Origin of the sequence: Altericroceibacterium indicum, assembly GCF_009828105.1 — a bacterium.
Lineage (GTDB): Bacteria > Pseudomonadota > Alphaproteobacteria > Sphingomonadales > Sphingomonadaceae > Altericroceibacterium > Altericroceibacterium indicum.
On sequence record NZ_WTYQ01000001.1, the window covers coordinates 513,118 to 539,144 of the forward strand.

The window sequence follows — 26,027 nt, forward strand, 5'->3', positions numbered from 1 at the left end:
AACGTAAGCCTGCAGGTTGCGGGTGCAAGATGACATTTTGCCCGCTTAACCTGTGTCAGCTTTGCCCTTCAGGAGGGCGCGCAATCCATTTCATCACTCCGCCGGCAAAGGGTGTCCACCATCCGGTTTTGACGCCCGCGGCGGCGAGCATATTGCTGGTCCACTGATTGCAGGTGTTGCGGGCGGTATATTCGCCTTGCGTGTCATAGAAGACATCCTGCGCAAAATAGCCGTGGTGGCGGATGCGTGGGCGTTTTGGGACGGAGCGCTCTATAGCAGTAACGAGCCTGGCGTATTGGGCACGGGTCAGCATGATGGGGCGTACTGTGTCTGATGGGGCGGGGCGCACATAATGGCTCACATGCAGCACGCCTTTGCCGCCGACACCGATAATCCGCAGAACGGTGAGTGGAGACAGATCAGCCCATGTGGGTGTGTTGAGAAACACTTCATGTTCGCCCCAACTGATCGAGAGGTGGGTGTAGGGGGCATAGGGATCGGCAATGTCCTCAGCCGGGAAATCGCCGCGCCAATCCTTGATGTCATTCACCAGTGGGACGATCAGAGATGTGTGCACGCCATTGGTTTCCACCATGACTTCCATGCCGTGATCCGGCTCCACCCAATCAGCATTGCGCGGGATGGAGGAACCGATCCAACTGCCCAGCAAAAACAGTAGCACAGCCGCGATCACGCCGATGAGAACGGCGCGCAAGGCCTTGAGAAAGCGGCTTAGCGTAAAGATCGGCGGCGAAGCCACAGGATCGACCAGTCTCCATTGACAAGGCGTGAAGCAAGACGGAAGCCGACGCGGCTATAGGCTTTGCGGACCGTTTCTTCCTGCGTTGTGAGCAGCCCGGCGAGCAGCAAATGGCCGCGCGGCGGCACGCTGTCAGCAAAATCCTTCGAAAGTTCAACCAGCGGGCCAGCCAGGATATTGGCAATCAGCAGATCATAAGGGCCGCGTGATTGCAGCAAAGGGTGGGCCATGCCATCGGCAATCACCATAGTCGTTTCACCCGGCCCAGCGCCCAATTTCAGGCCATTCAAGGCGGCGTTTTCAATCACGACCTGCGCACAAACATCATCAATATCGCTCGCCGTGGCTTTTGCACTGGGCCACAGGTCCAGCGCGGCGAAAGCCAGCAAGCCGGTGCCAGTGCCAATATCAGCGATATTGCGTGCCACCACGCCACGCTTTTTCATGGCGGTGAGCATGGCAAGGCAGCCTGCCGTGGTTTTGTGTTGGCCGGTTCCAAAAGCCTGGCTTGCGGGAATGGCGAAATCGGTGATGCCTGTTTCATGCAAAGGCGGGTGATCTGGCGTGTGGATATGGAAACTGCCCGCACGAATGGGATCGACGCCCTTCTGGCTTTCCGTGACCCAATCGGTTTCAGGGAGTTTCTCAACTTCTAACGAAGGCGCACCATCGGCGAAGAGGGCCTGAACGGCGGCCTTGTCAGCCTTGGTGGGGTTACGCGGAACCCATGCTTCGAGAACCCAATCATTCGGTCGGGCTTCTTCAACTTCCCGCCCGGAAATAACGATATCAAAATCCCAGTCGAGAACATCTTCATGCGCCAAAAGTGCATCCTGCACCGTTTCTTTCGGCGCGAAGAGGCTGATTTTCCAACTCGTGGCCATGTGAACTCCATTTGCGCGACCTGACCTGAGATTTTTCTCCGGCAAGCGCTCACATGCGCAGAAACTACAGTTATTGCAATTTTTTCGCGCTTATCCGGGCTTTTCTTCGTTTAATCTGGCGTCCAGCCGCTCGGAAATTCCGCTCGCATAGGCGCGGCAGGATGGTTCGCCGAATGGCGTGCCAAAGGAAAAGCGTTTCCACATCTGGCTGGCAGATGGGTGAGGCGTGAGCAGGATGGTGCAATCAAGCTGGGCGAGGTGAGCCAACCCTTCACGAAAGCTCTCAACATATTCAGGGTGATCGCTGAAGCGATAGGAGCCCGTTGATATGGGAGAGAGACTGTCTGCATAGACCATTGCCGCGCATGTTTCGCCTGCGCAGGAACGCCATTGCCAGCTTGTCGCCCCCGGTGTGTGGCCGGGTGTTGCATGGGGCATGATCGCGATGGAGCCAAGCAGCAAAGGCTTCGCATTTTCCAGCGTGCCAACAACATGAGCGGGTTCAAACGAACCATCATCGGATTTTTGCGGATCGCCCTCAGAGGGGTGTCCGCTTTCCATGGCAGCTTTCGCTTCGGGCATGACCATCAGCTTGGCGCCCGTCTGTCGCTGCAATTCGGCAATTCCACCCACATGGTCGAAATGCTCATGGCTGATGAGCAGCAATTTTATGTCGGAAAGTTTGAAGCCAAGCTTTCCGATATTGGCTGCGATGAGGCTTGCCCCCTCCTTGGTTCCGCCATCGATCAACACATGGCCCTTATCCCCAGTGATGAGGATTGCTGAAATTCCGCATGTGCCCACGTAGTAAGTGTTGCCGTAAATCTGGAATGGCGGGCCGGGTTTGTCCCAATCGTCCCATTGTTTGCATTGCTTTGCCCATGCCATTTGCCCGGCGGCATCCCAACCAGGTTGGTCGGCCTGCTCAACCTGTGCGCTTGCAGCTAAAGGGCTGCCCAAAGTGAGTGCGGCAATGGCAAGGCAGTGCCGTTTCAAGGATTTAACGGACATAGCTCGCTCCATTGGCATCCAGCGTTGCGCCGGTCATGCTTTCAGGGGCGTCGAGCGCGCAGAAGGTCGCGATTTTGGCAATTTCCTGTGGCGTGGCCACCCGGCCAAGAGGAATGTCTTTGAGCAAAACAGGTCCGCCCCGGCTTTCCAGAAAATCACCGTTCACTGCGGTATCGGTGAAGCCCGGCGTAATCGCATAGCTCATAATTCCATCCGCTGCATAAGCGCGTGCAATGGTCTTATGCATGGCCAGCATTCCGCCCTTGGCTGCAGCATAATGCCAATGGTCAGGCGAATCGCCCCGGTGGCCTGCGCGGCTGGCAATATGAACGATCCGGCCACTAACGCCTCTTTCCTGCCAATGCTGAACTGCAAAGCGACAGAGCTGTGCAGCGGAGGTCAGGTTGATGCGCAAGGTTTCTTCCCAGCCATCAAGCCATTCAATATCGGACGAGTCGACAGGGTTGGCAGCAAAATAACCAGCATTATTGATCAATACATCGATTCGGCCGTCACTGCGGGCAAGCGCTTCCTGCCAGAGAATTTGTGCGGCGCTTGGTTCACTGAAATCGGCAGAAATTATGTCGCTGCTATAAGGCTTTGAGGCGTGGCGAAGTACCCGTGCCCCTCGCAATTGCAGCAATTCCACGGTTGCTTTACCTATTCCGCGGCTGGACCCGGTGACGAGTATCGTTGGTTGTTCCATAGGGTTTCGATAGGCGGAACATGGCCTTCAGCCAAGTCGTTGGCTTGCTTCGGGGCTGGATTTCGTTAAGGGAGAGCCATCTATCTGGCGCGTGGCTGGCACGCGCGGTCACATTCTGGGTTAGGCGAAACATGGCGAACCGTCCGCTCTCACCGCATCTGCAAGTCTATAAATGGGGCCCGCATATGGCGGCCTCGATCTTTCACCGGGCTACCGGGAGCGCATTGTCTTTGGCGGCGCTGCCGGTTCTGCTCTGGTGGCTGGGTGCTCTGGCCAGCGGGCCGGACGCTTATGCAACCTTCAGCGCGGTGGCGACATCGTGGATTGGTATCATCGTTCTGATCGGGATTAGCTGGTCTTTTTTCCATCATAGCGTTTCCGGTATACGCCACTTCGTCCTTGATTTGGGGGCTGGCTTTGAGCTGAAGGCGAACCGTGCAGGTTCTGTCGCTACCTTTGTTATCGCGCTTGTGCTGACCGCTGCCTTCTGGGCAGCGATTCTGCTTTAAGGATCACTACTATGGGTAATGGAACCTCTATTGGCCGCGTTCGTGGCCTTGGCTCAGCCAAGCAGGGCCCGCATCACTGGCTGCTCCAGCGCTTCACGGCCGTTGGCAACCTTCTGCTGCTCGGCTTCTTTGTTGTGTCTTTGCTGCTTTTGCCTGATCTGTCTTATGCCTCTGTGGTGGAATGGATCGCCCGGCCGGTCCCGGCCACGGCCATGGCATTGCTGGTCATTTCGGTTTTCTGGCATGCTCGCCTCGGCCTTCAGGTCGTAATCGAAGATTATGTGCATGAAGCTGGCAATTATTTCGCTTTAATCATCGCCCTTAACCTCGCCCTCTTCGGCGGCGCGGCTTTCGGTGTGTTCTCAATCATTCGCCTTGCTCTTGGAGGAGCCGCCTGATGGCAACTTCCGCAAAAACCGAGTCTTCTTACAAGATTATTGACCATACCTATGATGTGGTGGTTGTGGGTGCTGGTGGTTCGGGCCTCCGCGCCACGATGGGCTCGGCTGAAGCTGGTCTGAAAACAGCCTGCATCACCAAGGTCTTCCCAACCCGTTCGCACACTGTTGCGGCACAGGGCGGCATTGCTGCCTCGCTTGGCAACAACACGCCTGATCACTGGTCCTGGCACATGTATGACACCGTGAAGGGGTCTGACTGGCTGGGCGATCAGGATGCCATTGAATATATGGTCCGCGAAGCGCCGCAAGCTGTGTATGAGCTCGAACATGCTGGCGTTCCCTTCAGCCGCAATGATGATGGCACGATCTATCAGCGCCCCTTCGGCGGCCATATGCAGAATATGGGTGAAGGCCCTCCCGTGCAGCGCACCTGCGCCGCGGCTGACCGCACCGGCCATGCCATGCTTCATGCGCTCTATCAGCAGAGCCTGAAATATGACGCGGACTTCTTCATCGAATATTTCGCCATCGACCTCATCATGGAAGATGGCAAATGCCGTGGTGTGATCGCATGGTGCCTTGATGATGGTTCGATCCATCGCTTCCGGGCGCATTCCGTGGTGTTGGCAACCGGCGGTTATGGCCGTGCCTATTTCACTGCGACCTCCGCTCACACCTGCACAGGTGATGGCGGCGGGATGGTTCTGCGTGCAGGCCTTGCGATGCAGGATATGGAATTTGTCCAGTTCCACCCGACAGGCATTTACGGTGCAGGCGTGCTCATCACTGAAGGTGCGCGCGGTGAAGGTGGCTATCTCACCAACTCCGAGGGTGAGCGCTTCATGGAACGCTATGCTCCTTCCGCGAAGGACCTTGCCAGCCGTGACGTTGTGTCACGCTCTATGGCTCTGGAAATTCGTGAAGGTCGCGGTGTTGGCCCGAATAAGGACCACATCTACCTGCATCTTGATCACATTGATCCAGAAGTGCTGGCTGATCGCCTTCCGGGTATCACCGAAAGCGGCAAGATTTTCGCTGGTGTCGATCTGACCCGTCAACCGCTGCCAGTTGTGCCAACAGTGCATTACAACATGGGCGGTATCCCTTGTAATTATCACGGCGAAGTCATCAATCCGACGGCTGAAGATCCAGAACATGTCGTTCCGGGCCTGTTCGCCGTGGGTGAAGCGGCTTGTGTGTCGGTCCATGGTGCAAACCGCCTTGGCTCCAACTCGCTGATCGATCTCGTGGTGTTTGGCCGTGCAACCGGCCACCGCCTGAAGGAATTGATCAAGCCAGGCACGGCGCATGACGAACTGCCCGCAGACAGTGCCGATCTTGCGCTCAGCCGCCTTGACCATTTCCGCAATGCCAATGGCTCCACATCAACGGCTGAACTGCGTCTTGAAATGCAGCGGACCATGTCGGCCCATGCTGCTGTGTTCCGCACAGATGAACTGATGGTGGAAGGCAAGGAACAGCTTCACGCCACTTATGAGAAGATGAAAGACATCAAGGTTTCTGACCGGTCGATGATCTGGAACTCTGATCTGGTGGAGACGCTGGAGCTGGACAATCTCATGGCTCAGGCGCAGGTGACGATGCATTCCGCGCAGAACCGCAAGGAAAGCCGCGGCGCCCACGCGCATGAAGACTTCCCTGATCGCAACGATGCCGAATGGATGAAGCACACCGCCGTGTGGTTCGAAGGCTGGGGCGGCAAGGACGGCAAGGTCACCATCGGCTATCGCCCGGTGCATGATTATACGCTCACCGATGATGCAAAATATATCGAGCCCAAGAAGCGCGTTTACTAAGCGCCCGCTTTCAAGCTCATTAAAAAAAAGGCCGCCTTGCATGGAGCAGGGCGGCCTTTTTATTGGTTTGAATGATCGGTTTATGGGGCAGGGGCCGCGCTCGCTTTCACCCTGTGAACATCGATAATCTTGACCGGATCTGCCAGCATTTGCCCTTTCAGAAATCCTTCGCCCTTTTCAGGATCAGTGGGGGATTCAAAAATCGCTTCCACCACATCCATTCCCTTCACCACATGGCCGAAGACCGCAAAGCCTGCTCTGGCCTCGTCATTGTCGGCATCCGGGTTGGCATCAAGCCCGGTCATATTGCCGAGCATGATCGAAAAATCGCCCGTCGCGGTGCCGGGGGCGAAGCGCGCCATGGAAATGGCACCCCTCGTGTGGCTGAGGCCGGTTTCGCTGGTTGGTTCGTGGGCGATGGGTTTCAAAATACGCTTCGGATCATTCTGCGTGCCGCCTTGCAGCAAGCCGTTGGGCTGATCTCCCCAATCGACCTTCATTGCCCGGTAGAACACCGTGCCATCAAACCGATTTTCATCCGCATAGCGCAGGAAATTGGCTGCCGTGATCGGCGCGCGTTCGGTTTCGATGGCAAGGGTAATGTCCCCGCGTGTGGTTTCCATGACCACCAATTGTGTGGCCGGTTCAGGGCTGGACGGTTCGGGTGGCGTCTGGGCGAAGGCTCCCGTGGCGAAAAAGCATAAGGGAGCGGCGATAAGGGCGATTTTGCGAAACATGAGGGGATGATGCCAAGGGAAATGTCGTCTGTCGATGGCGATATGCGCTCCGTAGTTGAGTTGTGTTTACAGGTGTAGTCGAATCGGTTACATCTGTAGTCGTCAACACGGAGCATGATATGAGCCATTCCGACACTTCAACGACCGAACGGATCAGCGACGCTGAATATGCCGTGATGGAAGCCTTGTGGGAGCGTGCGCCTCTGTCTGCCGCCGATGTTTGCAAAGCGGTGGGTGGTTCGCGTGACTGGAGCCTTGCGACAGTGAAGACGTTGCTGTCCCGGCTGGTCAGCAAACAGGCAGTGGCAACGCAGCCCGATGGCCGTCGCTTTCTTTACACCCCTCAGATTGCCCGCAATGACTATGTCGGCACCGAAAGCCGCCGTCTGGTAGATCGGTTGTTCGGCGGACGTGCGGCGACGCTGGTAGCACATCTGGCCGAAGCCGAAGCGCTGAGCGATGATGATATTGATGAAATGGAACGCTTGCTGAAGGAGTTGCGGAAATGACCGCTCACCTGCTCGATTTTCTGCTCGACACATTCATCTATAGCGGCGTGCTGATCGCGCTGGTGCTGATATTGCGCCGCCCGGTCGCGCGGCATTTCGGTGCCTCTTATGCCTACGCTCTATGGTCCTTACCACTCTTGCGCTTTTTGATGCCACCGATTGTGCTGCCGGCCAGTTTTGCACCGGCCGTTCAAGCAACCGATATCGCGATTACACCTGCGGCCAGCGCCACTTTTGATACCGGGCCGACGGTAGAGCCGGTGATTACGGCGCAAGGCTGGCTGAGTGGTTGGTCTGCCAGTGACGCGCTTCTATCGCTTTGGCTGCTGGGTGCGCTGGGTTTCCTGGTGTGGCGCTGGGTCAGCTATCACCAGATGCGGGAGCAGCTTCTGGCCGATGCCCGCCCTGTGGGTGAAGCCGGCAAGGTTCGGCTGGTTGAAACCTCCGCTGTGCGCTCCCCTGTGGCTTTTGGGGTGCGCGATCAGGTGGTGGCTTTACCCGACCTGTTCATGGCACATCCTGACCGCCGTGCCCGAGATCTAGCCATTGCGCATGAGCTGGCACACCACCGCGGGCGTGACCTCTTGGCCAATATTATCGCTCAGCCTCTTCTGGCGCTTCATTGGTTCAACCCGCTGGCATGGCTCGGCTGGCGCGCTATGCGCCGCGATCAGGAAGCTGCCTGTGATGCAAGGGTTATGGCTGGCCGGAACCGGGAAGACCGCGCAGTTTATGCTCATGTCATTGCCGGATTTGCCAAGGGCGAGCACCTTGCATTGGCAGCACCGATGGCTTGCCCAGTACTAGGGGAAAAGTCGATCATCCATCGTTTGCGCAGCCTGACCATGGACGAAATTTCAGAACGTCGCCGGTGGGTTGCGCGCGGGCTGATTGGCGCCGGTGCGCTGGCTATCCCGCTTACCGCCTCAATTTCCTATGCCGAGGCCCGGCATGACCATGCCAGTGCCGAAATCCCGGCAGCACCCACAGCGCCAGAAGCACCCGCAGCGCCTGAGATGTCAGACTTAGGCTCTGTCCCTGAAGCGCCACCTGCGCCAGCAGATGTTGATGATATGCTTTCGGTTCCGCCAGCTCCTCCAGCGCCGGGCACCTATACTTACACTTACTCGCACAACATCGATCCGCAGGTGCTGAAAGATATCCGCGCGACCGCAGCCAAGAGCCGGAAAATTGCTAAGGCTGCACAGATCGCGCGGGCACGTGGCACATGGAGCGATGAAGACGAAGCCCGGTTTGAGCGGCAGATGGATCAGATGGAGCGGGAAATGGACGCTCAGTCTGATCGTATGGATGCAGAGGCGGACCGGGTTGAAGCGCAAAGCGATAGAATGGCCGCACAGGCCGAAGCAGCGGCTGAACGTGCTGTTGCAATCAGTGAAAAAGCGCAGGCCAAGGCTGAACGCCAGCGCGCAGTGGCGATCGCACATGCTGCTTCAGCCAATGTTCGTGTGAACACCAAATGCTCCGGCAATGGCAAAGTGACCAGCACCAGCACCCGCAATGGCCAAGCGGTGATTTCGATCTGCCAGAGCGCAGCCAAATCTGCTGCTGTTCAGGGGCTTCGGGCAGCACGGCAGAGCATTTCCAGCAACGGCGCGATCCCCACTGCGCAACGCCGGGAAGCAGTCGCAGAAATTGATCAGCAAATTGCGGAAATGTCCCGCGAAAGCTGAGCTGCATTATTACATATTGGCAAAATGGAGAGGGCATCGAAACCGCAAGTCAGTTTCGATGCCCTTTCCATTGGAAAAACCTGCCGTTAATTTAATTAAGGTCAGCGAATGTGTCGCATTGGTCCTCATCGCCGCTCTTCAGCCCTACGGTCAGCCAATGCATCCTTTGCTCACTGGTGCCATGGGTGAAACTTTCAGGGCTAACGCGCTGGCCAGCATTGCGCTGCAGTGTGTCATCACCGATAGCGCTGGCGGCCGTCAGGCCTTCCTCCATATCGCCTGGTTCAATGAGTTTGCGATTTTTTGCGGCCCAGACACCGGCATAACAATCGGCTTGTAGCTCCATTCTGACTTGAACGGCATTGGCCGCTTGTGGGTTTTGTTGTTGCAACTGGCGCACCTGCCTGTCCACGCCGGTGAGGTTCTGGACGTGATGACCATATTCATGCGCCACAACATAATAGCGGGCAAAATCACCCCCAGCACCAAGCTGCTTATGAAGCTGGTCATAAAAGCTCGTGTCGAGATAAATTCCCTGATCTGCCGGGCAATAGAATGGCCCCATGGCGCTGGAGGCTGCGCCACATCCAGACCTGACATTGCCATTGTAAAGCACCAGATCGGGCTGCTGAAAAGGAATATTGGCCTGCTGAAACAGCGGTTTCCAGGTGTTGTTCAGGGAATCGAGCGCGTTGCAGCTTTCGAGCGAATAGGCATCGGAATTGCACAAGGCTTCCGCGCTTTGATCCTGTCCAACCGTTTGTGTGGAAGGGCTGCTCTGTTGCATTGCATCCATCGTGCCCAGCATTTGTGCTGGATCGAGCCCGAAAACAGCAGCGCCGATCAAAACGATCACCAGCCCGCCGCAGCCTAATTTTCCGCCGCCGCCGCCCGGAAAACCGCCGCCGCCGCCGCCGCCACGGACGCTGATATTGGACGGATTGAACCTCTTGAGACGCATTTTGGAACTCCCCGTTCGTTCTGGCGCTTTTCAGACATGGCAGAACGCATATATCTATACCGATGGCCTGTTTGATATGCGATCTTTGCACAGGCTAATTTCAGGAGTCGATAATGTTCCTCAGCGGAAAACGTGCCCTTGTTACCGGATCAACTTCAGGGATTGGGCTGGCAATAGCTCGATCGCTCGCAGCCGAAGGGGCGGAAGTTATCTTGAACGGTTTTGGCGATAAGGATGAAATCGCTGGGTTATGCAAGGCTCTTGATGCCACCCATGTCGGTGCTGATCTCACCAGTGCAAAGGGCGTGGAAGAACTGATGGAAGGCGCAGGGGACTGCGATATTATCGTCAACAATGCTGGAATGCAGCATGTTGCACCGGTAGAAGAATTTCCGGTTGATATGTGGGACAAGATTATCGCGCTGAACCTGTCGTCCGCATTTCACACCGCCCGGCTAGGCGTGCCCTATATGAAGAAGCAGGGATGGGGACGCATCATCTCGACCGCCAGCGCCCATTCCTTGCGAGCATCGCCGTTCAAGTCTGCTTATGTTTCGGCCAAGCACGGGCTGGCAGGGCTGACCAAGACAATCGCTCTCGAAGTTGCGCAAAGCGGGGTTACCGTCAATTGCATTAGTCCGGGCTATGTCTGGACGCCGCTGGTTGAAAACCAGATCCCGGATACGATGAAAAGCCGCAAAATGAGTCGCGAAGAAGTGATGAATGACATTCTTTTGGCCAAGCAGCCGACCAAGCGCTTCGTCCAGCCAGAGGAAATCGGAGCGTTGGCAGTGTTTCTTTGCCGCGATGAAGCCGCCAATATCACTGGTTCCAACTACTCAATCGACGGTGGATGGACGGCGGAATAACAATATTGCGCAAAAGGCCTGGTATTTATTCGCCAGCCCACTAGCGACTCTGGCTCCATGCGGTTACATGGGCCGCCACAATTTGTCTTGGACAGGAAACGGTGGCAATTATGAAAATCGAGACCGGCCTCACTTTTGATGACGTCCTCCTGAGGCCGGCCGAAAGTGACATTGTCCCTTCGCAGGCCAACACGCGTACCCGGCTGACGCGCGGTATTGAACTCAACATTCCGGTTCTTTCTGCTGCGATGGATACCGTGACAGAAGCCGAAATGGCGATTGTCATGGCGCAGATGGGCGGCATCGGTGTGCTTCATCGTAACCTCACCATTGAAGAACAATGCGATGCGGTTCGCAGGGTCAAGCGCTTTGAAAGCGGCATGGTGGTAAACCCTATCACTATCGCGCCTGATGCAACGCTGGGCACGGCGCAGGAAATGATGCTGCGTCACCGGATCAGCGGTATTCCCGTGGTCGATGCTGGCGGCAAGCTGGTGGGTATCCTCACCCACCGCGATGTACGCTTTGCGGACAATCCCTTGCAGCCTGTTCGTGAGTTGATGACCAGCGATAACCTCGCAACGGTTCGTGAAGGTGTCAGTCAGGAAGAGGCGCGCCGATTGCTGCATCAGCGCCGGATTGAAAAGCTGATCGTGGTGGATGATGCGTTTAAATGCATCGGGCTCATCACGGTGAAGGATATCGAAAAGGCCGTTCTTTTCCCTAACGCTACCAAGGATGAAGCAGGGCGTCTGCGCGTCGCTGCGGCTACCACGGTAGGCGACAAGGGCTTTGCCCGTACCGAAGCGCTGGTGGACGCTGGTTGTGATGTTGTCATTATCGACACAGCGCATGGCCATAACCGTGATGTTGCCAAGGCGGTTGAACGCGCCAAGCAGCTTTCCAATTCGATCCAGATCGTGGCTGGCAATGTAGCGACGGCAGAAGCAACCCGCGCATTGGTTGATGCCGGGGCGGATGCCATCAAGGTTGGCATCGGGCCAGGCTCCATCTGCACCACGCGCATTGTTGCCGGTGTTGGCGTGCCTCAGCTGACCGCAATCATGGAAAGTGCTGAGGAAGCCGCGAAGAGCGGTGTTCCGGTGATCGGCGATGGTGGCCTTCGGACATCGGGCGATGCCGCCAAGGCGCTTGCTGCTGGTGCATCCACGGTGATGATCGGTTCACTGCTGGCCGGCACGGAAGAGGCACCGGGTGAAACCTTCCTTTACCAGGGCCGTGCTTACAAAGCCTATCGTGGTATGGGCTCGGTTGGCGCTATGGCGCGTGGTAGTGCCGATCGCTATTTCCAGCAGGATATCAAGGATCAGATGAAGCTGGTTCCTGAAGGCATCGAAGGGCAAGTGCCGTTCAAGGGCCCTGCGCGCGATGTGGTGCATCAACTGGTTGGCGGCGTAAAGGCTGCAATGGGTTATACCGGATCGGCAACGATCAAGGATTTGCAGACGAAAGCCAAATTCATCCGCATCACCAATTCAGGCCTTGCGGAAAGTCACGTCCATGACGTGTCGATTACCCGCGAAGCACCGAATTACCCAACACGCTGATGGTAGAATTCCTTCCCTATCTCCTGATCCTTGTGGGCTGGCAAACAGCCGACCCACAAGGCTCCATGGATATCCAGCAAAGCTTTGTGGCGAGCGAGGATATCTGCGAAGAGAAAGGGAAGGCATTTATGGACCGTCAGTCACAGGAAGCCTCCGACAAATATAGACTGGAGGCCTATCGCTATTTCTGCGTTCAGGCGCCGCGACCGGAAGAATATCAAGAATTGTTTGAGCAGCTCAAGTGACACCAGCAGCCCGGCTTCAAACTGCGATTGAATTGCTGGATGATATTATCGCAGCCGCCCGCAACAAAGGCGCACCTGCTGATCGTATTCTGGCAGAGTGGTTCAAGTCACACCGCTTTGCCGGATCAAAGGATCGCCGCGCCATCCGTGAACTGGTTTATGGTGCTATCCGTGCCTGTGGACCTATCCCTGAAAACGGCCGTGCTGCAGCGCTTCGCTTGGCGGATGCTGATCCGGTGCTGATGTCCTTGTTTGATGGCTCCAATTATGGCCCAGCGGCGCTTGAGGACGGCGAAGAGCCAGCACGGGGCGGTGTAGCTCCTCAATGGCTGGAAGATCGCCTTGAAGCCTCCGGTGTCGCAGGTGAGGAAGCTACGGCCTTGTTGGACCGTGCAGCACTTGATCTGAGGATCAACGCCCTCAAAACAACGCGTGATTCGATTGATTTGCCATTCGACACAGAAGCTCTCTCTGCTCCTCACGGTGTGCGGGTTGCATCGGGCACACAGGTTGAACAGACGCAGGCCTTTCGGGAAGGTCTGGTCGAAATTCAGGATGGCGGAAGCCAGCTAGCCTGTGAAGCAGTTGCCGCAATGCCAGGTGAGACGATTATCGATCTTTGTGCAGGGGCAGGGGGCAAAACCCTCTCTCTGGCTGCTGCGATAGGCAATAAAGGCCGTTTGATCGCTGCCGATACCGATCGTTCACGTCTATCGCGTCTGGCCCCCCGTGCAGAACGGGCAGGGGCGCTGATTGGTGAAACGGTACTGCTTAATCCAGGGCGTGAGCTGGAGGCGCTGGCAGAATTTTGCGGGCAAGCTGATGCGGTGCTGGTTGATGCGCCCTGTTCGGGCACCGGTACATGGCGGCGCAACCCTGAAGCGCGCTGGCGTTTGGATGAAGGGCAATTGGCCCGTTATGTCGAAACGCAGTCTTACCTGCTAGACATTGCAACCAAATTGGTGCGCCCCGGTGGCCGGCTGATTTACGTCACATGCTCCTTGCTCGATGAAGAGGGTGCCCATCAAGTCGATGCTTTTCTATCCCGCCATGAAGGGTGGGAAGGAGAGCCATTGTCACTGCTCGCAGGTCGTGCGAGAAAAGGTGGATGGCGGCTTTCACCATTTCACGATGGCACAGACGGATTTTTCATCGCGCGCCTAGGAAAGAGATGATAGTCTGAGCGTTACGATGGCAGTTCAAAATCATAAACCGCTGCCCGCCCTTAAGGAGATCGTGATGCGTTATACCCCCGCTGCTGCTGCCCTTTCACTGCTTTTTGCGGTGACGGCTAGCGTGGGATATGCTGGTGACCGGGAACCGGACCCTCGTGCAGCCCAGCTTTTGAGCCAAGGCCAGACCCTTCTCGATCATGGTGAGATTGAAAAGGCTATCGATTCCTTCGAGGCCGCGCTGGCAGTCGATCCTGCCTATACAAAGGTCTATATTGAGCTGGGGGATGCAGCGCGCAAACAGGATTTGCAAGGCAAGGCAATCCATTATTACCGGGCAGCAATGGCCCGCGCACCGGGTGATCTTGCTGCAATTGCCGGTGAAGGCGAAGCTCTGGTGGAGAAGGGTGCGGTTGAAAAAGCCAAGCGCAATCTCGCCCAGCTGGAATCGATGTGCGGCACGGGATGTGCGCAAACCGAACAGCTCGCTGCCGCGATTGAACGTGGTCCAAAGCCCTCTGTCATGACAGCCGAAGCTGTCGATCCTGATAGCGATGTTGTGAAAAACTAGAACATCACTTCAAGGCAGGGATGCGATATTTGTATTCCCTGCCTTCGAATGGTTCACAGGTTAATGTCGTCCCGGAAACCGTTGACCACCTCAGAATAGACAGCGCGTTTGAATGGCACGATCAGATCGGGCAGGGTTTCGGCCTCCACCCATTTCCATTCGCAGAATTCTGCCGGATCATGGGCTTCGAGATTGATGTCATCATCCGTGCCGGTAAAGCGGGCGAGATACCAGATCTGACGCTGGCCGATATATTTTCCACCCCACAATTTGCCCTTCAGTTCAGATGGCAAGTCATAGAATATCTCGCTGTCGAGCCGGGTAATGAGTTCCACATCATCGCGGGTCGCACCGGTTTCTTCCTCCAGCTCGCGATAGGCCGCATCTGATGGTTCTTCACCCTTGTCGACACCGCCTTGCGGCATCTGCCACCAGTCGCCTTCCCGATTATCGATCCGCTTGCCGACAAAGACTTGTCCCTCTTCATTAACCAGCATGATCCCAACGCAGGGCCGGTAATCGAGTGGGTTTCGCTCGTTCATCAGAGACGCTCCAAAGTGTTTTTCAATGCACCCAAAATCGCCAGAAGGTCTTTCTGGGCGCTTGGGATAGCTTTCCGTAAATTCGCAAAGGCGTGAATATTTCCGGACATTTCGAGATAAGTGACATCGCAGCCCGCCTGGATCAACCGTGCTGCGAAATTACGCCCAGAATCTCGCAAGGGGTCCAGTCCGGCCGTTGCCAAAATCGTCGGCGGTGTGTTTTCCAAGGGCCCAAGGATTGGTAGATTCCGGCGGTCCCCAGGGGTTGGGTTATAACATTCAGTGAACCATTTCATCGCACGGCTAGTAAGCAGATAGCCTTCGCCAAATTCGGTGTAAGAAGGGTGGCCGGCGATATCGTCAGTCAGAGGATAGAGCGGAACCTGTGCGATGACCGGAACGGTGGCCGGTTGGAGCATCAGCGATTGCGTGGTCACAAGTGTGAGATTGCCACCTGCACTGTCACCCATCGGGATCAACCCGGTGACAACTCTGCCAAGTGCGGTGGGGCTTCCCGCGGCCCAGCGCGCGGCCGCTTCAACATCGTCTGGCGCTGCCGGGAAAGGGTTTTCTGGAGCCAGTCGATAATCAACCGACAGAACCGGCAAATCTGTGCGCAGGGCTATCTCGGTGCAAAGGTTGTGATAGGAATCGAGATCGCCAATCACAAAACCGCCGCCATGGATGAACAGGATCACCGGGCCGGGTGCGCGCACATCGCGTGCATCATAGAGGCGGAGAGGAATATCTCCCGCCGGACCAGGGCAAGCGAGGTCTTCAATCACCGCCAAATCATGCGCAGGCAGCTCTACCAGTTCCTGCATGCCATCCATCGCCCTGCGCGCCTGATCAAGCGGTAAAGTATCCAATGGTGGTTGTTCAGATGCAGCCATCATTTTCAACACAGCAGCCACATCAGGGCGAACAAACGGTGTTTCATCAGGCATAGTCATCTCCCTTTAAAGCGAAGGTAAGTGCGCTGGCGGCACATTTCCATGACGCTTGGTGGATTGATTGTCATTCACATGTTTCTGTTGCGGTGTGTGGACCAGAAGTTGCAAAAAATTGCGCTGAGCAAAGCGCCCATGCGGTGCCTCCAAGCCATCCGGCCATCACGTCGCTCACATAATGAACGCCCAGCCACACCCGGCTGAAAGCGACAAGAAAACTGAGGGCGACGGCGGTACACACCAGAAATTTTCGCAGAATCGGTGTGTTTACGAAGGGGGTAAAAGCGAGCGTCAAGGCAAGAGCGACCAAAGCTGCGTTAAAAGAGTGCCCGCTGGGAAAGCTGGGGCCACCAGCATGAGTAAGCTGGCCAAGAATATCGGGCCTTGCCCGTTCGACCGAGTATTTCACTGCAGTTTCGGCTAACCAACCGCTCAGGATGATCATTGCCAGTATCGCTGCCTGCCGTTTCTGATGGAGCAGGACCAGCGCGGTAATGCCGATGAGAGCAGCGATATTGCGTAAGGCTACGCCGCCCATGGCGGTGATGTCACGCATGGTTTCCTGGAGCACTGGAGGCGATGTGCCTATTGGTCTGATCCACATGGCAAGACCGTCAAGCGGAGCACTGTGTCCGGTGATGACCAGAGCTGCAATAGAGGCAAAACCTAAGCCACAGAGAAGGGCGGGCAATTGAAACTGGCCGTATGAAGCCTTCCTCTCTGGCAAATTCGCTCTCTCTTAGTCCGGCTTCGCTCTTGAGGGAACCACAGCGGTGCGTTTCCTGTTCCCTGATATATCGTAAACCTTTATCCCCGGAGAGACCATGCCCAAGCCACAGATCGTCTGGTTCAGACGGGACCTTCGATTGCGTGATCAGCCGGCACTTTACGCGGCAGCGCAACGGGGGCCGATTATCCCAGTCTATGTGCTTGATGATGAACGGGCGGGGGACCGAAAGCTGGGCGGAGCATCACGCTGGTGGCTGCATCATAGTCTGGAATCGCTGGCTACCGGACTGGCACGCCACAACGCAAAACTCACGCTTTTGCGCGGGGATTGCGTTGAAAAGCTGAGCGAATTGGCTGAGGCAGTGGGCGCCGAGACGGTCCATGCAATCAGCCATTACGAACCTTGGTGGCGAAAGGCGGAAGAGGAACTGGCTGATCGGCTCGAACTGGATCTGTATGATGGCAATTATCTGATGCCGCCGGGTTCCGTGACGACCGGTTCTGGCGGAACTTACAAGATTTTCACCCCGTTTTACAAAGCCTTGCAGAAAGCTCTTCCGACTTTCGATCCATTGGAGGAGCCCAGCTTTACCCTGCCGGATAGCTGGCCGCAGTCCGACCGATTAGAGGATTGGGACTTGCTGCCGACCAAGCCCGATTGGGCGGCTGGCTTGCGTAAAACATGGGAAGTGGGCGAAGGTGCTGCGCATGAAAAGCTTTCTTATTTCAGTGATATAGCAAGTGATTATGAGAAGGGCCGGAACTTGCCTTCGGTTGAAGGCACATCGCGCCTGTCGCCCCATTTGCATTGGGGGGAAATCTCTCCGGCGCAGGTCTGGAAAGCACTGGAAGGCAAACGCGGGCAGGGTGTGGAAGTGTTCCGTTCCGAGCTGATCTGGAGAGATTTTGCGCAGAATATTCTATTCCAGTTTCCGCATTATCCTGAGGAAAATTATCGTGAGCGTTACGATGGCCTGGAGTGGCGCAATCCCAACCGTGGACATCTGATTGAAGAGGATCTGAAGGCCTGGCAGCAAGGGCAGACGGGCTATCCCATCGTTGATGCCGGAATGCGCCAATTATGGGCCACCGGATGGATGCATAATCGCGTGCGCATGATCGTGGCGAGCTTTCTAATCAAGCATTTACTGATTGATTGGCGGCATGGCGAAAAATGGTTCTGGGATACGCTGGTGGATGCGGATTACGCGAGTAATGGCACCAATTGGCAGTGGGTTTCCGGCACTGGCGTAGACACGCAGCTTTATACCCGCATCATGGCGCCACTGTCGCAAAGCGCCAAATTCTCAGCAGAAAATTATATTCGTGAATGGGTGCCTGAACTGGCTCATCTATCTGATGAAGATATCCACGATCCGTCTGCGGAGAAACGCCCAGAGAGTTACCCAGAGCGACTGATCGAACACACAGAGGGACGTGAAAGGGCTTTAAACGCCTATAAAGCGATGAAGGCTGCCGAGGATTGATTGCGCGCCAAAAACACGCGAGCGAGTGAAATTATTCCACCCGCTCACGATGGGCTACAGGGAAATCTTCCTGCATCAATGCAACGATCCGATCGGCCACCACTTCAGGTGCTTTGACCGTTTGGGGGTCTTCACCCGGATAGGCCTTGGCGCGCATCTGTGTGCGGGTGGCACCGGGGTCGAGGATCGCCACGCGAACGTTTGAAATGCGTTCCACTTCCTGCGCATGGCAGGACAGAAGCGTGTCGAATGCAGCCTTGGTTGCGCCATAGGCTCCCCAATAGGGACGAGGCGTAGCGCCAACCGAACTGGTAAGGCCGACGATCCGGCCTTTGTCAGCGCGTTTCAGCAGAGGATCGAAAGCGGCCAACAGGGCCTGCGTTGCCAGGACGTTGAGCGTCAGCGCTTGATTGAAGCCTTTTGGCTCGATCTGGATAACCGGGGTCAGTACGGGCAGGTTGGCCGCATTGATGACCAGCATGTCGAGCTTGTCCCACCGTTCACCCACAGCTTGCGCGAGGCGAGAAATGCTTTCGCTTTCAGTGAGGTCAAGCGGGGCAATGGTGGCGGTGCCACCCAGAGCGAAGATTTCTTCTTCGATCTTTTCAAGGTCCGCAGCCTTGCGCGCTGTCAGAACGACATGCGCACCAGCCGCCGCCAGCGCCTTGGCTGTTGCCGCGCCGATACCACGGCTGGCACCTGTCACAACTGCAATCTGACCTTCAAACACTTGTGCTTCAGCCATGTACTTTGGTCCCGGCAGAGAGCGGAAGCTGCGGCGAATTGCCTTCGCGTTCCATCAGATCGGTCAGCTTGGTGGGGTAATCGCCGGTGAAGCAGGCATCGCAATATTGCGGGCAGCTATCATTGCGTTCTTCAAGGCCCACCGCACGGTAAAGCCCGTCAATCGACACAAAGGCCAGGCTGTCTGCCTGAATGAATTCGGCCATCGCGGCAACATCCATCCGGCCTGCCAGAAGCTTGGAGCGTTCAGGCGTATCCACACCATAATAGCAGCCATAGCCGGTGGGGGGGCTGGCGACGCGGAAATGCACTTCCTTGGCCCCGGCATCGCGCATCATTTGCACAATCTTGAGGCTGGTGGTGCCGCGCACGATGGAATCGTCAATCAGGACGATCTTCTTGCCTTCCACCAGCAGGCGGTTGGCATTGTGTTTGCGCTTCACGCTGGAATGGCGAACACCGTCTGATGGTTGAATAAAGGTCCGGCCGACATAATGCGAACGGATGATACCCAATTCAAACGGGATGCCGGATTGCTGCGAATAGCCGATCGCTGCAGGCACGCCGCTATCGGGCACCGCCACCACCAGGTCGGCATCGACCGGGCTTTCCATCGCGAGCTGAACGCCGATCTGCTTGCGCGATTCATAGACCGAGCGCTTGTTGAAGATCGAATCCGGGCGGCTGAAATAGACATGTTCGAAAATGCACGGGCGCGAAGGCACGGTGCCGAAGGGATGGTGTGAAGTGATGTTGCCGTCAAAGTCGACGCTGATCAATTCACCTGGTGCCACCGGGCGGAGGAATTCCGCGCCCACAACATCAAGCGCCACGGTTTCACTGGCGAAAACAATGGCTCCACCAATCTTGCCCATCACCAGCGGTCGAATGCCCAGTGGGTCGCGGCAGGCAATCATGCCTTCTGGCGTGGTGCAGATGAGCGAATAGGCCCCTTCCACCATCCGCAAGGCATCGACAAATTTATCGAGAATGGTCGGGTAACGGCTGGTAGCGGTCAGGTGAATGATAACTTCCGTGTCCGATGTGGACTGGAAGATCGCACCCTTGCGCACCAATTCGCGCCGCAATGCCATTGCGTTGGAGATATTGCCATTATGCGCCACGGCGAAACCGCCGCTGGCCAGTTCGGCATAGAGCGGTTGCACATTGCGCAGGCCTGAGCCGCCAGTGGTGGCATAGCGCACATGGCCAACCGCCATATCGCCGGGCAATTCTGCAAGGGATTCTCCGGAAGCAAAATTATCCGCCACATGGCCCATGCCACGTCGCGTATAAAATTCCGTTCCGTCGAAGCTGGTCATTCCGACCGCTTCTTGTCCGCGATGCTGCAGAGCGTGGAGGCCGAGGGCGCAGATGACAGATGCGTCGGTTGCGCCGATTACGCCGAAAACGCCACATTCTTCGTGGAGCTTGTCGCCGTCATGATCAAGTAAAGGATGGGTAAGATTCATGTGTCCCGCTTGGGTCTCTGAATGAGGCACCCCCTTGGCGATATTACGCTGAAATTACAAGTCTAGCGGTATGTTTTGTGCAACCGGGTTCGCGACAGACGCCTTTCAACGCAGACAAATGGCTCGGTTATGCGGCCTTCAACGCTGCTGCGCGGTTCAGCAAATTCGCTATTTTCGGGACGATTCTGGGCAAGGTGAATTCTTTTTCCACTTTTGCCTTTCCTGCATTGCCAATCTTTCGGCGCAAATCGGCATCTTCAAGCAGGGCGTTTAGTGCGCTGCACCATTCTTCCTCGTTTGAGGCAAGAAAGCCGTTGACCCCATGTTCTATGATCTCTCCCTGTGCGCCGAGAGGCGATGCGATGACCGGAACGCCGCAGGCCATATATCGCATGATCTGATAGCCACTGGCGGCTTCGCCAAGCGGGCCATTCTCCAACGGGGCGAGGGCCACATCCATAGCGGTAATCTGATCGGTTTCAGCACCGGGAGTGCGCGGGTGATAATCCAGAAAGCCACAGCGTGATCGGCCTGCTCGGGCGCCGACCACTCTGGCAACGGCGTTCTTTTGGGTGAAGATTGGACTGAGCGAACGGAACAAAGGTTCTGCCTCGCGGGTCCAGGCAGGCGCAGTGCCAATCCATCCTACCCGCAATTTGCAGTCAGCATGGCTGCGCTGGACAGGGTTTACGGTGCAGGGGGTGATCGCGGTTGGCATGACTTCGACCCAAGTAGCCCCGGCCTGTTTGGCGCGTTCCATCATGTGAGAATTGCCCGCCATCACCAATGTAGCATTTCTCATCATTTGCGTGGCTTTATCGGAGAACATATTCCGCAGAACGCTGCTCTCATTCTGGCTCTGTAGTTGAAGATCCATGTCCCCCAGATCGGTGATGATCGGGATATTGGCGGGGAGCAGGAATTTCTCAGCCAGCCATGGCATATGAGGGAGCGCTTCCTTTTCGATCCACACCAGATCGATATCGTCCCGCAGATGGCGTAAGGAATGAAACCGCTTGTTCAGGCTGCTGGCGAGTGTTTGCCCACCGTCATATGCGCAATGTTTGAGGGAGCGCGGCGGTGGGCCATAAAATGGTAGAACTTCGCAGTGAATATTTTCCCGTTTGAGCGCATGAACATATTGCAAAATGCGGCGCTGGGAGGTTCTGTTGCCGCAATCGCTGTGGAGCAGGATCATGACATGCAAAGGGCGCGACTTCGGCAGATCGGCACGCGCTACAACAGGGTGTTCGCCCCCGAAATTGTCAGCCAGTGTTTGGCTGCCTGTATCACTGAAAAAATCCATTCCGTATCAAAGCCTCTGTTTATATCAGCTTGTACCTTAAAGCATAATATACTGAAGAAGCGTTATCGCACTGGAATGTAAGAGTATTTATAAAAAGCCTGTACTGGTATTGCTACTTATCGGCGCTGGGGTTGCCTTGTGGCAGTGGCAATTGATGGGTGTTCTTCAGCTCAAGCAAAGTTGCGGTGGAGCGAACATCTTCAACGCCGGGCAATTCAAGCAGAACATTCAGAGTGAATTCCTGATACCAGCTGATGCTGGGAGCCAGCACTTTGATCATCACATCCATTTCGCCAAACAGAGTATAGGCTTCGGTGATTTCGGGAATAGCGCTCAGGGCTTTGGAAAAACGCGCATACATCTCTGTGTTCATGCGCGTCATTTTGAGTTGCGCGAAGATATAGATGCTGTCGCCAAACTTCTCCCGATCGAGAATGGCGACCTGGCCTTTGATATAGCCGTCTTCGCGTAAGCGTTGCATTCGCCGCCAGCAAGGAGATTGAGACAGACCTACATGTTCCGCAATTTCGCTTGAAGATTCCGACGCATCCATTTGCAGGCGTTCAAGAATCCTGAGATCAAGCCTGTCGAGATCAGACGTCACAAATTATGCTCCCAATGGCATGTTTATACAAAGCCAATGTAGCAGGTGAGGCTATTGAACAGGTTTCGCAAGCTGTCCGGCTCTTTTTCCGCATGGCTGTGCCATGATTGAACAGCAAATTTGCCAAGCACTTGCGACGCGTGGGCGGGTATTCAGTTTCTCTCGCGATCTACCGCAGTCGCAATAATTTCTAGTGAATGGCTTAATTCGTCTCTCTGCTTTTGGCTGAGATTTGCGGTGATTTTGCCGAAATAGCCTTCGCGCTCCACGCGCACTTTGCTGAACAGTGCTTTGCCGCTTTCCGTGGGCATGATGATCTGGCGCTTCCGGCTGCCTTCGGCGAATTCTCTTTCGACCATCCCCTTGTCGAGCAGAGCTTTCACCGCGCGGCTGATTTCGGCCCCGTCAATCTCTGCGGACTGGCTGAGGTTTGCGCCTGTGGTCGGACCGAAAGTGCAGATAAACGCCAGAACCCGCCATTGGGCGACAGACATTCCAAACTGTTCCTGAAGGCTGCGCGAACTGACGCGATCGATCATCTTTGCCAGCAGCAAAAGACGATGCGGCAGCTGGTTAGCTCCAAAGAGATTCCATGTTTCAGGCAGTGTCATCGTGCCATTTTGCTGCCTGCTGAGAGGAATGAATGCAAGTTCAAAATCGTGTATTAAGTAAAAAAGATGATCAATCATGATAATTGAGTGAGAGAGAACATCCGATGTCGTTACATATAATCTTGACTCCTCAACGAAGTTGACCGAGGCTGCGCATTCGGAAGACCAACCTTGAAAGGCGGCTTCCGGGGAAAAGGCGTCCGGCTCAATCCTGGGGCCGTAAAACCGAGCGGGCGTAGACCTGCATGAAGGAGGGAGAGATGACCAAGCGATTGTCCGCGAGCATTTTTGCGCGCACATCATGCAGTTGCATCGGACTGGCGGCATTAGCTGCCGGTGCCGGGCTGGGAGCGTCCACAGCCCAGGCTCAGGAGCAAAGTGCCTCAGCCACTGACACAGACCAGCTGGGCGGGCCAAATGGTGAGACCCGGCCTGCATCTAGCGACCCTCAAACCATCGTGGTGACCGGATCGCGCTTGTCTCAAGCCGGGTTTGATGCGCCGACGCCAGTCACTGTGCTGGGCGCTGAACAGATCGACCGTCAAGGCGCGAGCAATGTGGCGCAGGTTCTGAATGACATACCCGCATTTCGTCCGCAGAGCACGCCTTCGACCACCGCGATTTTTCTGAACAATATTGGTGCGAGCACGGCTGATTTGCGCGGCCTAGGGGCAAACCGCACACTGGTCCTGATCGATAACCGCCGAGTGGTGCCTGCTACTGTTGCGGGCAGTTCCTTTGCTCCGGCCGGGGCTGTTGATCTCAATCTTGTACCCACTTCGCTGATCAAACGGGTTGAAGTCGTCACCGGTGGTGCTTCGGCGGCCTATGGTTCCGATGCTGTGGCAGGCGTGGTCAATCTGATCCTCGACACTGACCTCGAAGGGATCAGGGCATCAGCGCAATATGGTGTGGCCGATGCAGGTGATGATGACGAATATGTGTTGTCTCTGGCAGGCGGGTCGCAATTTGCCGGAGGGGCAGGGCGGATCGTCGCCGGGGTCGAATATGTCAATGATAAGGGCACGGGCGATTGTTATTCGCGCTCATGGTGCGCCAAGTCCTATAACACGGTCAGCAATCCCGCGCGCGTCGGCGGGCAGGCCGGAACGATCATTATGCCCAATACGCGCGTGGCTTTGGCCAGCGTTAACGGCCTGATTATCGGAAGCCCTCTGCGGGGGACGGAATTTAATCCGGATGGCACCACATTCCAGCATGATTACGGCACATATTATAATGCCGGACTGTTCCAGAGCGGGGGTGGTGATCCCAGGAATGCGTTTTACGAAGGCTTTGCGATCTCATCGCCCAGTGAACGGATCAACAGTTTCGCCCATGTCGAATATGATCTGTCTTCCGCCGTCACGCTCTTTGCCGAAGGGTCATACGGACGGGCGACTGCTCATACCATAGGCGCTCAGCGCCGCGACCTCGCCAACCGGACGATAACCCGCGACAATGCCTTTCTGCCGGCCAGTGTGGCTGCGCAAATGGACGCCCTTGGCATTGCGGCCTTTCCCATGGGCCGGATATGGAATGATATTGGTCCGACACTCGGCAGTGTGAAACGCGAAACCTATCGCTTTGTCGGAGGTGTGGAAGCGCAATTGGGCAGCGGCTGGAGCCTGGATGGCTATTACCAGTTCGGCCAGACCGATTATCACCAAAGCTCTGCCAACAATACGATCAATTCACATATGAATTATGCCCTCGATGCGGTGATAGATCCGGCAACGGGCAATGCGGTTTGCCGCGCAGTGCTGCAAGGCGTTGCTGCAGCACAGGGATGCCAGCCGCTCAATCCTTTTGGTGAGGGCAGTCCTTCTGCTGAAGCGATAGATTATGTCACCGGAACTTCGGTTCAGGACACCACGCTTCGCCAGCATGTCGCGTCGCTGACGTTGCATGGCACCCCTTTCACCCTGCCGGCAGGCCCGGTGGCTTTGGCAACCGGCGTCGAATTTCGCCGCGACAGTGCGAGTGGCACCGCCGATGCCATTTCGAGGGCGCTGGATTTCTACACCGGGCCGGGATCTGCGATTGATGGTTCGATGAATGTCTGGGAAGGCTTTGTTGAACTCGGGGCTCCCATCGCGCCGGGGCTTGATCTCAATGGCGCTGTACGGCTGACGGATTATAGCACCAGCGGGTCCGTTACCACATGGAAGCTTGGCGGGACATGGGAAGCAACCGACTGGCTGCGCCTGCGCGTCACCCGTTCGCGCGATATTCGCGCGCCTAATGTGTTTGAACTGTTTGGCCCGCCGCAAAGCTCTTTCCAGTCCATTCTGGACCCCAGAACAGAAGCGCAGGTGTTGTCTTCCGTTCTGATTGGCGGCAATCCCGACTTGTTACCGGAAAAGGCCAATACGTGGACTGCGGGCATTGTTTTCCAGCCCAATGTCGGGACAGGCAATCTCAAACTGTCGGTCGACTATTTCGACATCAAGTTGAACGGTGCCGTGTCCACCCTGGGGGCGCAAGTGATCGTTGATCGCTGCGAAGCAGGGGCTGCTGACTTGTGCACTCTGGTGGACCGGGATGCCGGCGGCACGATTACACAAGTTCGCAATTACAACCTCAACCTTAACACGCTGATTACGCGTGGTTTTGATGTGGAAGCCTATTATTCTGTGCCGCTCTCTGCATTTTCTGATGGCATGGGCGGTAATGTGTCTTTGCGCCTGCTCAGCACGATTGTAGATGATCTCATCACCGAAGATTCCAGCGGTACATCAGTGGATCGTGCGGGGATGAACGGGTCTCCCGTTTCTCAGCCATCGGGTGTGCCGCGCTATATTATCAATGGCTATCTCAGCTATTCCAACGATCCCTTTGCCGCGCAAATTCAGGTTCGGCATATTTCCGGCGGGCGCTATAATACATCGCTGATCGGGCCGGATGAAGATGGCTATGATCCGGCTTTGCCCAACAGCATCAGCGACAATAGCGTGGGCGCATGGACCTATCTCAATCTCAATGCGAGCTATGATGTGTGGCGTGATGGAGAGCGAAATTTGCAACTGTTCGGCGTCATCAACAATCTGTTCGACAAAGACCCTCCGGTAGATTTGCCGTCCAGTTTCGGCCCGACCAATAACGTTCTCTATGATGTTGTTGGCCGGACCTACAAAGTGGGCGTGCGCTTCAAATATTGATCATTGG

At 56.0% G+C, this 26,027-nt stretch carries 26 protein-coding genes; 12 read left to right on the forward strand and 14 right to left on the reverse strand.

The genetic code is table 11. The annotated features are described in order from the left end of the window. Positions 1-55: 55 nt before the first annotated feature. The 4 genes from GRI39_RS02580 to GRI39_RS02595 form a co-directional block, all read right to left on the reverse strand. Complete coding sequence (locus GRI39_RS02580; RefSeq protein ID WP_343033275.1) at positions 56-760, reverse strand: TIGR02117 family protein; 705 nt, start codon at positions 758-760, stop codon at positions 56-58. Further along, positions 733-1,644, reverse strand: a complete 912-nt coding sequence (locus tag GRI39_RS02585) for a 50S ribosomal protein L11 methyltransferase (protein WP_160738114.1) — start codon at positions 1,642-1,644, stop codon at positions 733-735. The genes GRI39_RS02580 and GRI39_RS02585 overlap by 28 nt, the downstream gene beginning before the upstream one ends. 90 nt (positions 1,645-1,734) lie before the next feature. Beyond that, positions 1,735-2,655: a subclass B3 metallo-beta-lactamase gene (gene bla / locus GRI39_RS02590; protein WP_160738115.1), complete on the reverse strand. Its 921-nt coding sequence runs from the start codon at positions 2,653-2,655 to the stop codon at positions 1,735-1,737. Beyond that, positions 2,645-3,361 carry an SDR family NAD(P)-dependent oxidoreductase gene (locus GRI39_RS02595; protein WP_160738116.1) on the reverse strand — a complete coding sequence of 239 codons (717 nt, stop codon included), beginning with the start codon at positions 3,359-3,361 and terminating at the stop codon, positions 2,645-2,647. The genes bla and GRI39_RS02595 overlap by 11 nt, the downstream gene beginning before the upstream one ends. A 131-nt stretch (positions 3,362-3,492) precedes the next feature. Between GRI39_RS02595 and sdhC the strand changes: the two genes are divergently transcribed. From sdhC to sdhA, 3 genes are read left to right on the forward strand one after another with little or no spacing between them, the layout of a single operon-like run. After that, positions 3,493-3,870, forward strand: coding sequence for a succinate dehydrogenase, cytochrome b556 subunit (gene sdhC, locus GRI39_RS02600; RefSeq protein ID WP_160738117.1), 378 nt, complete (start codon positions 3,493-3,495; stop codon positions 3,868-3,870). 11 nt (positions 3,871-3,881) lie between these two features. After that, entirely contained in the window at positions 3,882-4,268 is a 387-nt protein-coding gene (sdhD, locus tag GRI39_RS02605; protein ID WP_160738118.1) for a succinate dehydrogenase, hydrophobic membrane anchor protein, read from the forward strand. Then, positions 4,268-6,088: a succinate dehydrogenase flavoprotein subunit gene (gene sdhA, locus GRI39_RS02610; RefSeq protein WP_160738119.1), complete on the forward strand. Its 1,821-nt coding sequence runs from the start codon at positions 4,268-4,270 to the stop codon at positions 6,086-6,088. Before sdhD ends, sdhA begins: the two co-directional genes overlap by 1 nt. A gap of 80 nt (positions 6,089-6,168) precedes the next feature. Here the strand turns inward: sdhA and GRI39_RS02615 are convergent, their stop codons facing one another. Continuing rightward, positions 6,169-6,825, reverse strand: a complete 657-nt coding sequence (locus GRI39_RS02615) for a peptidylprolyl isomerase (protein WP_160738120.1) — start codon at positions 6,823-6,825, stop codon at positions 6,169-6,171. Between the two features lie 119 nt (positions 6,826-6,944). On the opposite strand from GRI39_RS02615, the gene GRI39_RS02620 reads away from it, so the two are divergent. Together GRI39_RS02620 and GRI39_RS02625 are read left to right on the forward strand one after the other, a co-directional pair. Continuing rightward, positions 6,945-7,334 carry a BlaI/MecI/CopY family transcriptional regulator gene (locus GRI39_RS02620; protein WP_160738121.1) on the forward strand — a complete coding sequence of 130 codons (390 nt, stop codon included), beginning with the start codon at positions 6,945-6,947 and terminating at the stop codon, positions 7,332-7,334. Beyond that, positions 7,331-9,028 (forward strand): M56 family metallopeptidase, encoded by a 1,698-nt coding sequence (locus tag GRI39_RS02625; protein WP_160738122.1) that lies wholly within the window; start codon positions 7,331-7,333, stop codon positions 9,026-9,028. Before GRI39_RS02620 ends, GRI39_RS02625 begins: the two co-directional genes overlap by 4 nt. Before the next feature lie 91 nt (positions 9,029-9,119). Here the strand turns inward: GRI39_RS02625 and ypfJ are convergent, their stop codons facing one another. After that, positions 9,120-9,989 (reverse strand): KPN_02809 family neutral zinc metallopeptidase, encoded by an 870-nt coding sequence (gene ypfJ, locus GRI39_RS02630; protein WP_160738123.1) that lies wholly within the window; start codon positions 9,987-9,989, stop codon positions 9,120-9,122. Positions 9,990-10,102: 113 nt separating this feature from the next. On the opposite strand from ypfJ, the gene GRI39_RS02635 reads away from it, so the two are divergent. From GRI39_RS02635 to GRI39_RS02655, 5 genes are all read left to right on the forward strand, one after another. Beyond that, entirely contained in the window at positions 10,103-10,858 is a 756-nt protein-coding gene (locus GRI39_RS02635) for a 3-hydroxybutyrate dehydrogenase (protein ID WP_160738124.1), read from the forward strand. A gap of 110 nt (positions 10,859-10,968) precedes the next feature. After that, on the forward strand, positions 10,969-12,426 hold the full coding sequence (gene guaB / locus GRI39_RS02640; RefSeq protein WP_160738125.1) for an IMP dehydrogenase: 1,458 nt from the start codon (positions 10,969-10,971) through the stop codon (positions 12,424-12,426). Then, positions 12,426-12,671, forward strand: coding sequence for a hypothetical protein (locus GRI39_RS02645; RefSeq protein ID WP_160738126.1), 246 nt, complete (start codon positions 12,426-12,428; stop codon positions 12,669-12,671). Before guaB ends, GRI39_RS02645 begins: the two co-directional genes overlap by 1 nt. After that, a complete protein-coding gene (locus GRI39_RS02650) occupies positions 12,668-13,846 on the forward strand; it encodes an RsmB/NOP family class I SAM-dependent RNA methyltransferase (RefSeq protein WP_160738127.1) in 1,179 nt (392 codons plus the stop codon). The genes GRI39_RS02645 and GRI39_RS02650 overlap by 4 nt, the downstream gene beginning before the upstream one ends. Positions 13,847-13,910: 64 nt before the next feature. After that, positions 13,911-14,414 (forward strand): tetratricopeptide repeat protein, encoded by a 504-nt coding sequence (locus tag GRI39_RS02655; protein ID WP_246204834.1) that lies wholly within the window; start codon positions 13,911-13,913, stop codon positions 14,412-14,414. A gap of 53 nt (positions 14,415-14,467) precedes the next feature. Here the strand turns inward: GRI39_RS02655 and GRI39_RS02660 are convergent, their stop codons facing one another. The 3 genes from GRI39_RS02660 to GRI39_RS02670 all read right to left on the reverse strand — a co-directional run bounded on the left by GRI39_RS02660 (position 14,468) and on the right by GRI39_RS02670 (position 16,462). Then, positions 14,468-14,956 (reverse strand): RNA pyrophosphohydrolase, encoded by a 489-nt coding sequence (locus tag GRI39_RS02660; RefSeq protein WP_160738129.1) that lies wholly within the window; start codon positions 14,954-14,956, stop codon positions 14,468-14,470. Then, positions 14,956-15,903 (reverse strand): alpha/beta hydrolase, encoded by a 948-nt coding sequence (locus GRI39_RS02665; RefSeq protein ID WP_160738130.1) that lies wholly within the window; start codon positions 15,901-15,903, stop codon positions 14,956-14,958. Before GRI39_RS02665 ends, GRI39_RS02660 begins: the two co-directional genes overlap by 1 nt. Positions 15,904-15,973: 70 nt before the next feature. Beyond that, positions 15,974-16,462, reverse strand: a complete 489-nt coding sequence (locus GRI39_RS02670; protein WP_160738131.1) for a phosphatase PAP2 family protein — start codon at positions 16,460-16,462, stop codon at positions 15,974-15,976. 268 nt (positions 16,463-16,730) lie between these two features. On the opposite strand from GRI39_RS02670, the gene GRI39_RS02675 reads away from it, so the two are divergent. Then, complete coding sequence (locus GRI39_RS02675) at positions 16,731-18,122, forward strand: cryptochrome/photolyase family protein (protein ID WP_160738132.1); 1,392 nt, start codon at positions 16,731-16,733, stop codon at positions 18,120-18,122. Between the two features lie 31 nt (positions 18,123-18,153). On the opposite strand, the gene GRI39_RS02680 is transcribed toward GRI39_RS02675, so the two are convergent. The 5 genes from GRI39_RS02680 to GRI39_RS02700 form a co-directional block, all read right to left on the reverse strand. Continuing rightward, entirely contained in the window at positions 18,154-18,867 is a 714-nt protein-coding gene (locus tag GRI39_RS02680) for an SDR family NAD(P)-dependent oxidoreductase (RefSeq protein ID WP_160738133.1), read from the reverse strand. Continuing rightward, positions 18,860-20,338, reverse strand: a complete 1,479-nt coding sequence (gene purF / locus GRI39_RS02685; protein ID WP_160738134.1) for an amidophosphoribosyltransferase — start codon at positions 20,336-20,338, stop codon at positions 18,860-18,862. Before purF ends, GRI39_RS02680 begins: the two co-directional genes overlap by 8 nt. A 127-nt stretch (positions 20,339-20,465) precedes the next feature. Continuing rightward, complete coding sequence (locus tag GRI39_RS02690) at positions 20,466-21,644, reverse strand: glycosyltransferase family 4 protein (protein WP_160738135.1); 1,179 nt, start codon at positions 21,642-21,644, stop codon at positions 20,466-20,468. Between the two features lie 112 nt (positions 21,645-21,756). Then, the gene (locus GRI39_RS14745) at positions 21,757-22,248 is read right to left on the reverse strand and encodes a winged helix-turn-helix transcriptional regulator (protein WP_160738136.1); all 492 of its coding nucleotides are present in this window, start codon (positions 22,246-22,248) and stop codon (positions 21,757-21,759) included. 152 nt (positions 22,249-22,400) lie between these two features. Beyond that, complete coding sequence (locus GRI39_RS02700; protein ID WP_160738137.1) at positions 22,401-22,859, reverse strand: MarR family winged helix-turn-helix transcriptional regulator; 459 nt, start codon at positions 22,857-22,859, stop codon at positions 22,401-22,403. A 260-nt stretch (positions 22,860-23,119) separates the two neighbouring features. On the opposite strand from GRI39_RS02700, the gene GRI39_RS02705 reads away from it, so the two are divergent. Beyond that, a complete protein-coding gene (locus GRI39_RS02705; protein ID WP_160738138.1) occupies positions 23,120-26,020 on the forward strand; it encodes a TonB-dependent receptor domain-containing protein in 2,901 nt (966 codons plus the stop codon). Positions 26,021-26,027 lie beyond the last annotated feature (7 nt).